This window comes from Rhodopseudomonas sp. RCAM05734 (assembly GCF_052658035.1).
The window spans coordinates 3,764,182-3,777,930 of the sequence record NZ_CP199742.1 but is presented as its reverse complement, the minus strand read 5'-3'; the positions used below and the strand labels follow the sequence as shown (position 1 = coordinate 3,777,930).

General features: G+C 65.3%; 14 protein-coding genes and 2 pseudogenes. 7 read left to right on the top strand and 9 right to left on the bottom strand.

Going from position 1 to position 13,749, the window contains the following annotated elements; genetic code table 11:
• Positions 1 to 123 precede the first annotated feature (123 nt).
• From ACUXVA_RS17815 to ccoG, 4 genes are all read left to right on the top strand, one after another.
• The gene (locus ACUXVA_RS17815) at positions 124 to 648 is read left to right on the top strand and encodes a flavodoxin family protein (protein WP_445487306.1); all 525 of its coding nucleotides are present in this window, start codon (positions 124 to 126) and stop codon (positions 646 to 648) included.
• 131 nt (positions 649 to 779) lie between these two features.
• Positions 780 to 1,445, top strand: coding sequence for a Crp/Fnr family transcriptional regulator (locus ACUXVA_RS17810; RefSeq protein WP_265079110.1), 666 nt, complete (start codon positions 780 to 782; stop codon positions 1,443 to 1,445).
• An 82-nt stretch (positions 1,446 to 1,527) separates the two neighbouring features.
• Positions 1,528 to 1,734, top strand: a complete 207-nt coding sequence (locus ACUXVA_RS17805) for a YgaP family membrane protein (RefSeq protein WP_265079111.1) — start codon at positions 1,528 to 1,530, stop codon at positions 1,732 to 1,734.
• Between the two features lie 37 nt (positions 1,735 to 1,771).
• Positions 1,772 to 3,208 (top strand): cytochrome c oxidase accessory protein CcoG, encoded by a 1,437-nt coding sequence (gene ccoG / locus ACUXVA_RS17800; protein ID WP_265079112.1) that lies wholly within the window; start codon positions 1,772 to 1,774, stop codon positions 3,206 to 3,208.
• A gap of 22 nt (positions 3,209 to 3,230) precedes the next feature.
• Here the strand turns inward: ccoG and ACUXVA_RS17795 are convergent, their stop codons facing one another.
• The 5 genes from ACUXVA_RS17795 to ACUXVA_RS17775 all read right to left on the bottom strand — a co-directional run bounded on the left by ACUXVA_RS17795 (position 3,231) and on the right by ACUXVA_RS17775 (position 9,615).
• Positions 3,231 to 3,671 carry a peptidase P60 gene (locus ACUXVA_RS17795; RefSeq protein WP_265079113.1) on the bottom strand — a complete coding sequence of 147 codons (441 nt, stop codon included), beginning with the start codon at positions 3,669 to 3,671 and terminating at the stop codon, positions 3,231 to 3,233.
• A gap of 197 nt (positions 3,672 to 3,868) precedes the next feature.
• Positions 3,869 to 4,795 (bottom strand): DUF2163 domain-containing protein, encoded by a 927-nt coding sequence (locus ACUXVA_RS17790; RefSeq protein ID WP_445487304.1) that lies wholly within the window; start codon positions 4,793 to 4,795, stop codon positions 3,869 to 3,871.
• 82 nt (positions 4,796 to 4,877) lie between these two features.
• Positions 4,878 to 6,605: a putative bifunctional diguanylate cyclase/phosphodiesterase gene (locus tag ACUXVA_RS17785; protein ID WP_445487303.1), complete on the bottom strand. Its 1,728-nt coding sequence runs from the start codon at positions 6,603 to 6,605 to the stop codon at positions 4,878 to 4,880.
• 29 nt (positions 6,606 to 6,634) lie between these two features.
• Positions 6,635 to 6,874, bottom strand: a complete 240-nt coding sequence (locus tag ACUXVA_RS17780) for a hypothetical protein (RefSeq protein WP_265079117.1) — start codon at positions 6,872 to 6,874, stop codon at positions 6,635 to 6,637.
• A 314-nt stretch (positions 6,875 to 7,188) separates the two neighbouring features.
• Positions 7,189 to 9,615 (bottom strand): autotransporter family protein, encoded by a 2,427-nt coding sequence (locus ACUXVA_RS17775; protein WP_265083763.1) that lies wholly within the window; start codon positions 9,613 to 9,615, stop codon positions 7,189 to 7,191.
• A gap of 25 nt (positions 9,616 to 9,640) precedes the next feature.
• On the opposite strand from ACUXVA_RS17775, the gene ACUXVA_RS17770 reads away from it, so the two are divergent.
• A complete protein-coding gene (locus tag ACUXVA_RS17770; RefSeq protein WP_265083922.1) occupies positions 9,641 to 9,961 on the top strand; it encodes a hypothetical protein in 321 nt (106 codons plus the stop codon).
• A gap of 272 nt (positions 9,962 to 10,233) precedes the next feature.
• Here ACUXVA_RS17770 and ACUXVA_RS17765 read toward each other — a convergent pair whose 3' ends face one another.
• On the bottom strand, positions 10,234 to 10,863 hold the full coding sequence (locus ACUXVA_RS17765; protein WP_445487300.1) for a phage distal tail protein, Rcc01695 family: 630 nt from the start codon (positions 10,861 to 10,863) through the stop codon (positions 10,234 to 10,236).
• A 124-nt stretch (positions 10,864 to 10,987) separates the two neighbouring features.
• Between ACUXVA_RS17765 and ACUXVA_RS17760 the strand changes: the two genes are divergently transcribed.
• Positions 10,988 to 11,317 (top strand): DMT family transporter, encoded by a 330-nt coding sequence (locus ACUXVA_RS17760; protein WP_265079119.1) that lies wholly within the window; start codon positions 10,988 to 10,990, stop codon positions 11,315 to 11,317.
• Between the two features lie 2 nt (positions 11,318 to 11,319).
• Here ACUXVA_RS17760 and ACUXVA_RS17755 read toward each other — a convergent pair.
• Positions 11,320 to 11,442, bottom strand: a pseudogene (locus tag ACUXVA_RS17755) (DUF2460 domain-containing protein); the annotation flags it as partial.
• Between the two features lie 185 nt (positions 11,443 to 11,627).
• Positions 11,628 to 12,149, bottom strand: a complete 522-nt coding sequence (locus ACUXVA_RS17750) for a phage tail tape measure protein (protein ID WP_445487297.1) — start codon at positions 12,147 to 12,149, stop codon at positions 11,628 to 11,630.
• Here ACUXVA_RS17750 and ACUXVA_RS17745 point away from each other — a divergent pair.
• Positions 12,147 to 12,779 (top strand): annotated as a pseudogene (locus ACUXVA_RS17745) (transposase); the annotation flags it as partial. The gene ACUXVA_RS17750 and the pseudogene ACUXVA_RS17745 sit on opposite strands and share 3 nt — an antisense overlap.
• Before the next feature lie 195 nt (positions 12,780 to 12,974).
• Here ACUXVA_RS17745 and eutC read toward each other — a convergent pair.
• Positions 12,975 to 13,748, bottom strand: a complete 774-nt coding sequence (gene eutC / locus ACUXVA_RS17740; protein WP_445487295.1) for an ethanolamine ammonia-lyase subunit EutC — start codon at positions 13,746 to 13,748, stop codon at positions 12,975 to 12,977.
• Position 13,749 lies beyond the last annotated feature (1 nt).

The window sequence follows — 13,749 nt, the reverse complement described above, 5'->3', positions numbered from 1 at the left end:
TCGGCCGATCCATCTTGATCTGCGTCAACGTTGATGGCCGGGCGGACGCCTAGGTTTGCCCTGTCATCGCTCCGCTGTCGGATCGCGGGGCCGCGTCATCGTCGGGATCGTGGAGAGACGGACATGGCCGAACAAAAAACACTCGTGGTCTATTATTCGCGCACAGGAACGACGCGGCAGATCGCCCACGCGCTGGCCAACGCGCTGTATGCCGACACCGAGGAAATTGTCGCGACCGGAAATCACGCAGGCGTTTTCGGCTATCTTCGTTCCGTCATCGAAGCCCGCCGACGAACATCCTCCGCCATCGCTGCGGTCAAGAAAGATCCATCGGCCTACGATCTCGTTATTGTCGGCACGCCCGTCTGGGCATGGTCGCTGTCGTCGCCGGTCCGCGCCTGGCTGGCTGCGAACAAGGAGCACCTGCCGGCAGTGGCGTTCTTCTGCACCCTCGGCGGCGCCGGCAGCGACAAGGCCTTCGGCCAGATGCAGGAGATCGCCGGCAAACCGCCGCGTGCCACCCTGGCGGTCAACGCGGCCGACGTGATCGCCGACCGCTATGCGCCGGCACTGGCGTCGTTCGTGACGGCTCTCGAACCGGGGCGCCGGTCAGAGACCACGCCATCGAAGACCTCCACCGCGGCATGACGCCGCCATGGCCGCTGATGCAACATTCTGGCAGCGATCGACGCGGCAAGGTCGGACCTTTGATCCACGTCATGTCGGCCGGCAGGCGAACGTCCGATGGTCGCAGCCTCTCGGCAGGGACCGCAGCGAACATGCGAACGTGGCTCGAAGACATCAAACCGCTGGCCGGCCTCGAGCCGGCAACGCGCAAGGCGCTGGCGGCCATTGTCCCCGCCAAGGTGCCCCAGGGCACCGTGCTGTTCCGGCCTGGCGACGTGGCGCCGGGATTTCTGGTGGTGCTCAGTGGCCGTGTCGAGGTCTATCTGATCGGCCGGTCGGGCCGCGAGATGCTGCTATATGATGTCGTTGCCGGGCAGACCTGCATCCAGACCACGTTGTGCGTGCTCGGCGAGCATTCCTATACCGGCGAGGCGGTCGCGCAAACCGATACGTCGTTCGTGATGATTCCGAAGAATATCTTCGCCGGCCTGATGAACAGCTCGCAGGCGTTCCGCGGCTTCGTCTTCGGCGCCTTCGGCGATCGCCTCAAGGATGTCGTCTCCGTTCTGGAGAAGGTGTCGTTCGTCCGGCTGGAATCGCGGCTAGCTGCCGAACTGCTGCGCCGCGCCGGCAGCGACGATATCGCGCTGACGACGCATCGCGATCTGGCCACCGCGATCGGATCGGTCAGGGAAGTTGTCTCGCGTCGTCTCGAAGACCTGCAGAAGGCCGGGCTGGTCCAGCTTACCCGCGGCAAGGTCACGCTGATCGATCGCCCGGCGCTGGCGCGGGTCGGGGGCGATGCGGCCCTGACCTGATCGCGACGGTGACGAAGTCACCGACACGGCACGGCGTTTCGCCTAGAGCGATGTTCACGCAACAGATGCCATGGAGATACAGATGTTCAAGAGCAATGTCGGCAGCATCGATCGGGTCTTGAGAATCGTGGTCGGCCTCGGCGTCCTCAGCCTGTTCTTCCTCTATCCCGACGCCTCATGGCGATATTACAGCCTGCTTGGCGCGATTCCCCTGCTCACCGGCGTGATGGGCACCTGCCCGCTCTATTCGCTGGTCGGGCTCTCCACCTGTCCGCTCGACAGGGCATAAGACCACGGCACGTTGGCGCCAGCGCAGGACCTCAGACATGGACGACACGATCATCACAGGCCCGCTCTATGCGCCGCGCAAGAAGGTCTATCCGCAGGCGGTCCACGGCCGCTTCCGGCGGATCAAGTGGACCGTCCTGATCCTGACGCTGGCGGTCTACTACTTCACGCCGTTCCTGCGCTGGGACCGCGGACCGGGCGCGCCGAGCCAGGCGGTGCTGGTCGATTTCCCGCATCGCCGCTTCTACTTCTTCTTCATCGAGCTGTGGCCGCAGGAGGTCTACTACTTCACCGGCCTCCTGATCATCGCCGCCATGGTGCTGTTCCTGATGAATGCCGTCGCCGGACGGGTGTGGTGCGGCTACATGTGCCCGCAGACCGTCTGGACCGACCTGTTCTATGCGGTGGAGCGCCTGGTCGAGGGTGACCGCCGCGAGCGCATGCTGAGCGACAAGCGCGGCATGACCTTCACCCACTTTCGCCAGTTGGTGACCAAGCACGCGATCTGGCTCATGATCGCGTGGTGGACCGGCGGCGCCTGGGTTTTGTACTTCGCCGATGCGCCGACGCTGGTCAAGGAGCTGGCGACCTTGCAGGCGCCGTTCGCGGCCTATCTGTGGATCGCCATCCTCACCGCCACCACCTACGTCTTCGCCGGCCACGCCCGCGAACAGGTCTGCGTCTACATGTGCCCGTGGCCGCGCATCCAGGCGGCGCTGACCGACGAGTGGGCGCTCAACGTCACCTACCGCGGCGATCGCGGCGAGCCGCGCATGTCGGTGAAGAAGGCCGAGGTCGCGCGCCTGATGCAGGCGCCCGCCGGCGACTGCATCGACTGCCACCAGTGCGTCAACGTCTGCCCGACCGGCGTCGATATCCGCGGCGGCCTGCAGCTCGGCTGCGTGCAGTGCGGATTGTGCATCGACGCCTGCGACACCGTGATGAGCCAGATCGGCCGGCCGACCGGCCTGATCGCCTACGACACCGACATCAACGCGCAACGCCGCCAGGACGGGCTGGCGCCGGTCTATCGGCCGATCCGTGCGCGTACCCTGCTCTATGCCGCGATCATCGCCGCCGTCGGCGGCATCATGCTGTATGCGCTGGCGACCCGTAGCTCGCTGGGCATCAACGTGCTGCACGACCGCAATCCGCTGTTCACCACATTGTCCGACGGCAGCATCCGCAACGACTACACCGTGCGCCTGCTCAACAAGGGCGGCGACCGCACCTTCGCGCTCGACGTCTCCGGCCTGCCCGGCGCGACGTTGCGCATCGCCGGCATCGAGCGCGGCGCCGACGGCAGGATGACCGCCGACGTCGGACCGGACCAGACCCGCGAGTTGCGCGTCTCGCTGCTGGTGCCGGCCAAGGCGCTGCCGCGCGAGTCCGTCAATATCGAGATCACCGCCACCGACATCGCCACCGGCCTGAGCGCCCACGCCACCGATCACTTCATTCCGGCGAACCGGTAGCGGCTTCCACCCGGCGTGGGCATCAATCCACGCCGGGGAAACGAAACGCATAGGCCAGCCGCCGTCGCCACCATGGCACGATCGCCACCTCGCACACCGCGGCGCCGTCATGGGCGTGGACCATGCGATCCCGCCCCGTGGCGATGGCCGCATGCTTGGCAATAAATCCGTCGCGCCAGCAGAACAGCAGCACGTCGCCGGCAGTGAAATCGCTGCACCCGATCGGCACCAGATGGCGCAGCGCCGCATCGGCCAGCGCTTCCGCGCCGGTGGCTTCGGCCCAGTCGGGCGCATAGGGCGGCGCCGCCTCCGGCTCGTCGCCGATACAGTTGCGCCACACCCCGCGCACCAGGCCGAGGCAATCGCAGCCGACGCCCTTTACTGAGGCCTGATGAAGATAGCGCGTGCCGATCCACGAACGCGCCTCGGCGACGATGGCGTCGCGGGTGACGGGATGAGCCATGAAGGGATGCCCTCTTCTTCACCCTCCCCTGGAGGGGGAGGGTCGATGAACAGCGCGCGAAGCACGGTGGTCATCGGGGTGGGGTGACAGCGGTCAAGTTCGGGGATGAACAATCACCCCACCCCGTCTCGCATCACGCTGCGCGTGCTGCTCGCCGACCCTCCCCCTCCAGGGGAGGGTGAAAATTGCAGCACTCTTCAGCCGCCGCCGACACCACCCACTCCACCGCCATCCGGCGCGGCGCCGCCGACGCCGACGCCGACGGTGCCGGGGACCGGATAACTCATGACAAAGTCATTGCCGGGAATCTGCGGGAAGCCGCGGAAATTGTCGGCATTGCCGAAGCGGTCGCGGCAGGTGGCAAAACGCTTGTCGCAGCCGGCGGTGACCGTGAACGTATCGCCCACCGCGATCGGCGCGGCCATGGCCTGCCACAGCGACAGCCGCACCTCGCCCTCCGCCGCGCGATGCTGCTTGATCTCGATGGCGAGGCCGGCATTGGCGCCACTGCTCCAGCCGAGCCGGCCGCCGCTGAACAGGCCATCGGCGAAACCGTCGAGCCCGGCCGCGACAAATATCGAGGTGCGCCTGAGTGCGGCGACGCTGCCGTTGCCGCGCCAGGCGGGATTGCCGAGATCGGCGCGGCACCTGGTGTCGCCGAGATCGGCCGAGCATCGGGCGGTGTAGAGCCGGCCGCTCTCCTGCGACAGCAGGTCGGCCAGCCCGCGCAACTCGGCGGTGAAGGCCGCGCCCTCACGCCTGACCTCGCCGAGCCGGCCGCGCGCGGTCAGCACGCACAGCGACGGTTCGCTCCAGTCCACCAGCCAGCTTGCGATGCTGGCAGCATCGAAACGTTCGGCGCCGAGATCGGCTTCCGACAGCGTCGCATCGTCAAGCGCGCCAGAAATCTCCGCGCCGTCGACCGACAGGTCGAAGCGGGCCGAGGCCTCGGATGCCGCAAAGCCGGTCCCGGCGCGGCAGGTCACGCCGTCCACCACCAGATCGCGGTCGTGATCGGTGAAACCGAGCGCCACGCCGTCGCGCCGCTGTAGCGTCCAGCAATGCGCCAGCGTGGTGACGCCGCTGTCGAGTTTCGCCTGCAGGGCGGCGGGGATGGTGCACATGAATGAGCTCCTCGTGTCCCCTTCCCGGACGGAAGGCGAGATGTCGGGCTTTGCTATCGTGCGATCGGCAGTTTCGGCGCGCTCAGTCCCGCAGTGCCTCGGCGGGCTGACCCAGCAGCATCGCCTCGAAATCCGCAGCGGGCATCGGCCGGCCGAAGAAATAACCCTGGGCGTGTTCGCAGCCCATGTCCGACAACAGGTCGGCAGTGGCGGCGTCCTCGATGCCCTCGGCGATCAGCGACAGGCCGAGCTTGCGGCCGAGATCGATGGTCGAACTCACGATCGCCGCGGCGTTGCGGTTGGTGCGCAATTCGCTCACGAAGGACTGGTCGATCTTCAGCCCGTCGAGCGGGAATTTCTTGAGATAGCTGAGACCGGCATAGCCGGTGCCGAAATCGTCGAACACGATGCGCACGCCGAGGCTCTGGATCTCGGCGAAGATCGCCAGCAGCCGGTCGACGCCGTCCAGCAGGATATCCTCGGTGACTTCCAGTTCGAGCAGCGACGGCGTCAGCCCGGTGGTGGCGAGGATCAGCCGCACCGATTCCGCCAGATTGTCGGACTGGAATTGCGACGGCGACAGGTTGACGCTGACGCGAATGCGATGCCCCATCAGCTCCCATGCCCGCGCCTGACGGCAGGCGGTGTCCATCACCCAGCCGGCGATCCGGTTGGACAGCGGCGACGTATTGACCACCGGCATGAAGCAACCGGGCGACATCAGACCGCGCTGCGGATGACGCCAGCGGATCAGCGCCTCGGCGCCGATCGTCCGGCGATCGTTCAGCATCACCTGCGGCTGGTAGAACAGTTCGAACTCGCTTTGCGCCTCCGCGCGCACCAGTTCGGCCTCGATGCTGAGGCGGACTTCCAGCTCGTCGCGGAACACCCGCCGGTACAGCACATGGCCCCTGCGCTCGCTCGCTTTGGCGCGGTGCAGCGCAAGATGGGCGTTGCCGAGCAGATCGTCGAACGACCGGGCGTCGCCCGGAAACATGGCCACGCCGATCCTCAGGCTGATGCGATACGCGCGCGCGCCGGCCAGCAGCGGACTGGCGAAAACCAGCGCGCAGTCCTCGCACACTGCCATCGCATCCTGCTCCGAGGCGCCGTCGATATAGAGGCCGAATTCGTCGCCGCTGAGCCGGGCGACGAAACCGCGATTGCCGATGCGCTCGCTTAGCCGCAGCCCGACCGCCCGCAGCACCTGGTCGCCGCATTCATGGCCGAGCAGGTCGTTGATGTCCTGAAACTTGTCGATGCTGATCGCCAGCAGCATGACGGCGCGCGGCTGCGACACATCGGCGAACACCGCATCGAGATGCGCCTTCAGCGAATTGCGGTTGGGCAGGCCCGTCAGCGCGTCGAATTCCGCGAGATAGCGGATCCGTTCCACCGCGCGGTGGCGCGCCGAGATGTCGCGCAGGATCGCGCCGTACTGGAATCCGTCGATGCCCGTCGAGCCGGAGAAACAGGCCTCCACCGGAAAGATATCGCCGTTCCTGCGGCGGCCTTCGAATTCCACCACATGGCCGCCCGGCGCCATCAGCCGATCGCGCGGCATGTCGGCGACGGCGAATGCCGTGACCGTGCTGCCCTCTCCCGCGCGCGCGCAGATGGTGGCGAACGGCCGGCCAAGGATCTCGTCGGAGCGATAGCCGAACAGCGCCTCCGCGCCGGGATTCCAGAGCGTGATGGCGAAGTCCCGATCGGCGCAGACCAGCCCGTCCCCGAGCGACATGGCGATGCGCTGGAAGCGTCGCTCGGCCAGCCAGCTCCATAGCCAGCGCAAGCCGATGGCGTCAAACATCGCGGGGACCGGGTGCGATCTATGCTGTGTCACATCAATCCATTCAGGTTACACGCCAGCCTATCACAGTCATCGCAGAGAAGTATTCGCGGATGGCCATCGGTGCGCATCCGGCCATTTACGAGTTGTTCACCGTGAATCACGACCCAGGCTGCCCCGGGGGCGCGATCCATCACAAGCCCCCGGCCGCGCGGCTCGCCCCAGTCCACCAGCCGGCGCACGATGCTCGCCGCGTCGAAGCGTCCGGCGACGAGATCGGCTTCCGACATCGTCGCATCAGTCGAGTTTAGCCTGCAGGACAGTGAGGACGTTGCGCATGGCGAACCTCCTCTTCACCCTCCGTGGAGCCTGGCAGACCATCACACGAATGGGCCGGACGTATGCCGATCGCCGGGGCGCTCAGAGTCGTGCGACGCAACGCCAGCGGGCTCTGCCGCCGGGCATCGACGGCAGCTCTTGCCTATCCCATCATGGATTGATGTTGGTCCACGCGGAGCGTCGCGCGCGATATTCTGGCGTCCGGCGGTCGCATCAAGGCCGCGCCAGTTACTTCAATCTCGACCGTGCGCCATTTCGCGTCCGCTCACCAGGTGACGCGGAAGCCGCCGTTGCCTTTGTAACTGTGGCTGTTCGCGCTGTCGTTCAGGCTCGCATTGTAGGACACTTCGCCGAACACGGCATAGCGGCCATCGGCCCAGCTATAGGTGCCGCCGCCGCCGATGCTGCCCCACAGCCGGTCCTGCGCGCTGGCGAGGCCGGTGCCGGCAACATCGACGTTGGTGCCGTCAAGGAATTCGTAGCGCAGATTGCCGATGCCGTAGATATCCGAGCGTACGATACCCGTGCCGTCGTTCCAGGTCTTCTGGTGGTTGAGCGCAAGTCCGGCGCGACCGAGCAGGCTGTCGCCGGTGCGCAGCGACACCGTCGCGCCGAACCGGTCGGTGAAGCCGTCGAACTCCGCCTTCGAATAGGATAGTTGCGCCTGCGGTGTCAGCGACCAGCCGTTGCCGACGGCGAACCGCTTGCCGGCTTCGGCGCCGAACGCATAGCCGACGCCTTCGTTGCCGCGCGCCATGGTTCCGGTCAGCACCGAGGACAGATCGCTGTGGTAGAACATCGATTGCGCCTGGCCGTCGACATAAAAGCCGTTGTCGCCGAACCAGGTCAGCGTGCCGCCGACACCGGAGCCTTCGACGCGGATCCGGCCATCACCGGAGACCGATGCGACATTGGCGGTGGTCAGGCCATATTGCCCAGTGAGTCCGACGATCAACCGGCCGCGCTCGGTCTCCATCAGCAGACCGTCGAGGCCGGTCTGCACCTTCAGCTTGTCGGCCCGATAGGTTGCGCCCGTCGTGCTGGACGGCTGCAGATTCGATTGGCCGCCTTCGATACGGCCCCAGAACGCCGTCGGCGCGGCCGGTGCTGCGCCTGGCGCCGGCGCCTCGCCGATCCGCGCCATGGCCTCTCCGCCGCCCCAATAGCGGTTACCGACGCGCTGCTGCATCGTCGGCAGTTCGTTCATGCCGAGCAGCACCTGCGCATAGTTTTCGTAAAGCGGAACGCCGGGCTGGTAGAGCGGCCCCGCAGGCGCCGCTGCCGAACCGGGCGACGAAGGCGGATTGATCAGGCTGGAGCGCAGATACCAGTCGCCGTCGTTCGGCGTGCTGACGCCGTGCTTCTGCAGCGTATAGCCATAGGCGCCGGCGACCACCGCCTGCTGGCCCCGGATCACGTAATCGCCGAGCAGCGCGAACGCCCCGTTGGAGGCGCCGCCGACGTCGACGATCTTGATGCCTTCGACAGTCTGCGCGCCGGTGCCGCCGAGGTTGGTGACCCGCACATTGGTGCTGCCCGCGGTGTTGCCGGTGACGACAAGCCGGTCGGTCGGCGAGGCATCGCCGCCAAGCACCGTCTCGATCTGCAGCGTTCCGCCGTTGCCGGTGTAGTTACCGGCGACGGTGAGCGTGCCGATGGAATTGCCGGGCGCGACGATGCCGGCATTCGACGTGTCGCAGACCGTGCCGGTGCCTTGCAGCGTGCCGCCGGCCAGCACGGTCATGGCGCCGCACAGGCTGCCGTTGACGGCGAGTGTGCCGCCGCTCACCGTGGTGCCGCCGGTATAGGTGTTGACGCCTGACAGGGTCTGCTTGCCGCCGCTGACGGTCAACCCGCCGGTGCCGGAGATGATGCCGGAGAACAGGTCGTTCGCATTGGTCAGCGTCAGGTTCTTGGCACCCAGCGCTACGGTGCCGCTTCCCGCCAGGCTCTGGATGCTGGTGCCGGCCGCCGTGATACCCGAAACATCGAACGCGCCATCCGCGATAACCCTGCTGGAACTGGCGATGGCGCCGGCGCCCTGAAGGGAGAGTGTGTTGCCGGCCTGGATCGAGGTTGCGCCCGCATAGGGGCTGTTCGCCAGCAGGTTAAAGACGCCACCGCCGGTTACGGTCAGGCCGCCGACACCGGTGAAGACGGAGGTCGCGTCGGCGCCGACGGTGAAGCTGGCCGTATCGATCGTTACCCCACCCGCGAGAAGATTGAGATTCGTGCCCGAAAATCCATTGATGAAGGTTGGGTTGGTGGCCGTCGCCCGCAGGATGCCGTTGTCGAAACTGACCTGCGCCGTGCCGGCGCCGCCCCGCAAGGATTGAGTCTCCAGCGTGCCGCCGCCATTGATGTTGAGCGTGCCAGAACCAACTGTAAGCCTTCCGATAGCAACCCCGGCGTTGGCGGTTACCCGCGCGCCATTCTCAATATTGAGCGTTCCTGTCCCGGAATTGCCGACGGACAATGTGGTAGTCGTACTCAAGAGAATCCATTTCGATCCGGCTCCGGTAACAGTGACGGTACCGACGCTTCCTCCTGTCGAACCGATCGAAAAAATAGTCGCAGCGCTGGCACCGGTAAGTGTACTACCATTCTGAATGGTTAGATTGGCCCATGTTCCAGCTTGGCCGACGTTGATATTACGAGTTGTGCCGCTTGCCGGACCATTGACGCCGAGCACCGTTGGATGGGGCGATGACGGATCAATGACGGCAAAAGATACGGCGGTCGGCGCCACTCCGCTGCTCCAGTTCGAACCGACCGTCCAGTCATTGCTTGTCGCGCCGGTCCATGTCTGGGCCGCGGCCGAACCGACGGACAGGGCCATCAGTGCCGTCGCCGACGCGCCAGCCATGAACAAACGAAGCCATCGCATTCTGTTGCCGCCCGGCGATCGCTGTGTCCGGCTCGAACGCTCGTGTCGCATGTCATCCAGCTGTCGCCGGCTCGTCGCATCCCCCATGCATTGGCGCATGATCGTCATCCTATTTTCGCTTGGCCGCACGGTTCGGGATGCGAATCTCTGATCGTGCAATCCGTAAATCACAACTGTGAAGGTAAATGAGCTGAAACAGTCGGACAAGAACAGGATCTGCTCAGGCTGAACAAACACGCGGCATGTGCCGTTTCCGCAACGAAAGACGCTTAATGGAATCTTTCGATCAGACCGGAATCGTCTTGCGCGGTGCAAGGGACGCAAACGGTGACGCCTCCGATGCGCGCATTGCCTCGCTTCGCAACGGATTTCGTCACCACGCATTGCCGCCGGGCCCGCACTTCCGACAGCGACACATCTCCGTCATGGCCGGATCTCCACCAGCGGAATTTTCGGGATCGCGCCGGCCGCAAATGCCGACAGGTCGACTTCAAGATAGTCGGTGTCGAACCGCACCGGCACGTCGAAGGAAAATCCCGCGGTCACCGCCTGCCCGGCGCCGGGAATGTGGCCGCCCGCAAACGTCACGACGCCGGTGGCCGTATCGCAGCCGAACGCGGCAGCGTCCGCCTCGACGCCGCCGACCGTCACGCGCACGCTGCCCGCCACCGGCTTGGCGATCGGCCGCGCATAGGGCGCAAAGCCGCTGCCATAGGTCTTCACCAGCGGAAACGACGCGGTGACGCCGTCGCCGATACCGATGCCCTGGTCGAGGGGCGCCACCGCATGACCGGGCGCCGCCGAGGCGTGATCGAGCCGGTCGCGCCAGCGAAAGCCGTGCAGCCGGCCGCGCCGCTCCTCGAAGAACGCCACCACGGCCTGCAGCGTCTTGACGCCGTTGCCCGCATCATAGCGCCGCCGCGACTGCGCCCAGCGCGCATTGCGTTGCTCGCGCCCGGAGCCAAACGACACGATCTCGGTGCGCCGCTCCGGCCCGCCGGAGCTGCGCATGGAGATGTCGAGCGGGAAGAGGATGTCGTGAAAGGCGGTCATGGAGAACTCCTTCCCTACGATGCGGGGGAGAGCTATCGTTGGGAAACTCTGAACGGCCGACGGCTCTGAAAGGAAGGTTGAAGTCAAGACTTACAACGTTTTTTGGTCTGTGCTATCGCGCGCCATGACCTACTTTTATCTTGCTGTCGCGATCTGCGCAGAAGTTGTTGCAACGACTTTCATGAAGCTTTCGGACGGCTTTTCCAAGCCGCTGCCGTCCGTGCTGTCGGTGATCGGGTACGGAATATCGTTCTACTTCTTGTCGATTGCCCTCAGATCCATCCCGACAGGAATTGCATACGCGATCTGGTCCGGTGTCGGAATCGTATTGATCACTCTCGCCGCATGGATCTTCCAGGGACAGAAGTTGGATGCTGGCGCGGTGGGTGGGATGAGCCTTATTATTGCGGGCGTACTGGTGATGAACCTGCTCTCGAAGTCCGCGCCACACTAGATCCAGCGCGCATTGCGCTGCTCGCGCCCGGAGCCGAACGACACGATCTCCATGCGCCGCTCCGGCCCGCCGGAGCGGCGCATGGAGATGTCGAGGGGAAAGAGGATGTCGTGAATGGCGGTCATGCGCTGATTTCCACACTCAAGTCGCGTGCCCCGGACGCGGTGCACTACGCTACGCAGTAGCGTGGTGCACCGCAGATCCGGGGGCCGTACCACGCGCCAGTGTTCGCGAGGGTCCCGGATCTGCAGCGCACCACGCCGCAAAGAGCGGCGCGCTGCGCTGCGTCCGGGACACGCAGACTGCTGGCTCACAAACTTCGCTGCCCCCGCGCCACCGCGCGGGCGATCTGGCCGGTGATGTAGCTTTCGGAGCGGCGGAAGCTGTCGGGGTCCGGCGTGGCGATCTGCACCGTGATGCTGTTGCCGCCGCTTGCGCCGGCAACGCCGAGCCGTCCGTGGGCGCCGCGCCTGAGCGGCATGATCGCCTCCGGCCCGGCCTCGCCGGCGAGGCCGACGCCGCCGTCCATCATCGGAAAATAGCTGGGCGTGCCGACCACGCCGCCCGCCGCGAACGGCTTGATCGCGCCCTGGGCATTCCGCTGCAGCGCGCCGCTGCTGCCGGACGACGTCAGGCCCGAGAGCAGGCCGTTCAATGCGCCCTCCACCGGCTTGAACGCCGCCTTCAGCGCCAGGTCCGACATCTTCAGCGTCAAGGATTTCAGCACGTCGTCGAACTGCTTGCCTGAGATCACTGAAGTTGCGAACGCCTGCGTCATCGCCTTGGCGAAGGTCGCTGCACCGCTGGCCAGCGCCTTGGTCTGCGCCGTCATAGTCGCAATCTCGTTCGCCAGACGTTGCGGGGTGGGCGAGCCGACGTGTTCCAAACACGGGAGCGTTCGCTCGACGCGTATTATCTGTCCCTTGAGGGCCTGTGGAGCAGTGGCTGTCGCAACGGCGCCGAACTCTGGCGTCGCTTGCAAGTGCAGGGGTTCCGGGGATCCCTCCGTACGGTTGGCGAGTGGACAACACGTCGACGTCGGTCGGAAGCGGTCAGCAAACAACAGCCGCAAAGGGTGCCCTCCGCCAGAACTATCGCCGGTCTTATGACGATTAAGCGAGATTGCATGACCAAGGCTGATGCTCTGGTCATTGCCGCCATCGAGGCTGGCGTGCCGTCCCTTGTTGAGGCCCGCACGCTCATCGACCAGTTCCACGATATGATCCGAAAAAAGGACGAGGCCAAACTCGATGCCTGGATCGCGAACGCAAAAGCAGGCCTCGTCTCATCCTTCGCGACGGGCGTCCTCAAGGATATCGCTGCCGTGCGCGCTGCAATCACGCACCCTTGGTCAAACGGCCAAGTCGAGGGACAGATTACGAAACTTAAACTTGTCAAACGACAAATGTATGGGCGCGCAAAAATTGACCTTCTCGAAGCACGATTGCTCGGTGCAGCATGATCTGCATGCCGTCATCAAACATGCGTCAGAGCCAAAGTTCGGAGCCGATCCACAGATAAGACAATGAATCAACGATCGTGATCGACTTCAACCGGAGTTTTTCAACACAATCCGCCACAAGCGGTCATCCTGAGCCGGATAGGATCTCAACTAAACAAGCAAGATGTCGTAAGCGCGACTGGATGGCAACCAGCATCACCGGTTGTCGCTACCCGGATGAGGCAGACTGTCGAGAGCCGCCTTCAACCCAACGCCGCTGATACCTACCTTCAGCATGTTGACGACCAGCGAGGTGGCCATATCGGCAGCATCTGCAATGGCAAGGCCACCGTCGCGGACGTTGGAGATACAGTTGCGCTTGGAATCCGGCGTGCCGGATTTGGGCGCATGAGTCAGGTAGATGCCGAGGCTGTCGGCCGCCGAAAGGCCGGGGCGTTCACCGATGACCGTGATTGACACCTTTGCCCTCATGGTCGCCGCGATGGGATCGCCGATGGCCACCCGCGCCTGCGATGCCAGAACGATGGGGGCAATGGCGAGCTGACGCTCCGACAGACGTGCGACGATCGCCTTCGTCAGCGGCACCGCATTGATATCGATCGCGCTGGCGGACAGGCCGTCGGCGAGGATGATCGCGACATCGCAGTCGGGCCTCATGCCCGTCAGCCGTTCCGCGGCCTCAGCTGCGAGCATCCGCCCGAGGTCGGGACGACGGACATAGGTTGCACGATCGCCCGCCTGGCTCGCGACCTCGACGATCCCTAGTCCGAGATCGTTGAGGCCGGCTTCGACAGACGCCCAATCGACACGCGACCACACAGCCTGCCGCGCACGCGCGTGATCGAGCAGAAAAGACTGTGCCGCGCGGGTCGGCATGCCCGCCCCGAATCTCCCGAGCATGACCCGTGCGTCGGTCATCTGGCTGAGATCGCGCGGCAGCGGTGAGGTTCGCTCCGGCCCCTTGGTCATG

Coding starts and splice junctions, on each gene's coding strand:
- ACUXVA_RS17815 (WP_445487306.1), top strand. CDS start 124: ATGGCCGAACAAAAAACACTCGTGGTCTATTATTCGCGCACAGGAACG.
- ACUXVA_RS17810 (WP_265079110.1), top strand. CDS start 780: ATGCGAACGTGGCTCGAAGACATCAAACCGCTGGCCGGCCTCGAGCCG.
- ACUXVA_RS17805 (WP_265079111.1), top strand. CDS start 1,528: ATGTTCAAGAGCAATGTCGGCAGCATCGATCGGGTCTTGAGAATCGTG.
- ccoG (WP_265079112.1), top strand. CDS start 1,772: ATGGACGACACGATCATCACAGGCCCGCTCTATGCGCCGCGCAAGAAG.
- ACUXVA_RS17795 (WP_265079113.1), bottom strand. CDS start 3,671: ATGGCTCATCCCGTCACCCGCGACGCCATCGTCGCCGAGGCGCGTTCG.
- ACUXVA_RS17790 (WP_445487304.1), bottom strand. CDS start 4,795: ATGTGCACCATCCCCGCCGCCCTGCAGGCGAAACTCGACAGCGGCGTC.
- ACUXVA_RS17785 (WP_445487303.1), bottom strand. CDS start 6,605: ATGTTTGACGCCATCGGCTTGCGCTGGCTATGGAGCTGGCTGGCCGAG.
- ACUXVA_RS17780 (WP_265079117.1), bottom strand. CDS start 6,874: ATGTCGGAAGCCGATCTCGTCGCCGGACGCTTCGACGCGGCGAGCATC.
- ACUXVA_RS17770 (WP_265083922.1), top strand. CDS start 9,641: ATGACGGCAAAAGATACGGCGGTCGGCGCCACTCCGCTGCTCCAGTTC.
- ACUXVA_RS17765 (WP_445487300.1), bottom strand. CDS start 10,863: ATGACCGCCTTTCACGACATCCTCTTCCCGCTCGACATCTCCATGCGC.
- ACUXVA_RS17760 (WP_265079119.1), top strand. CDS start 10,988: ATGACCTACTTTTATCTTGCTGTCGCGATCTGCGCAGAAGTTGTTGCA.
- ACUXVA_RS17750 (WP_445487297.1), bottom strand. CDS start 12,149: ATGACGGCGCAGACCAAGGCGCTGGCCAGCGGTGCAGCGACCTTCGCC.
- eutC (WP_445487295.1), bottom strand. CDS start 13,748: ATGACCAAGGGGCCGGAGCGAACCTCACCGCTGCCGCGCGATCTCAGC.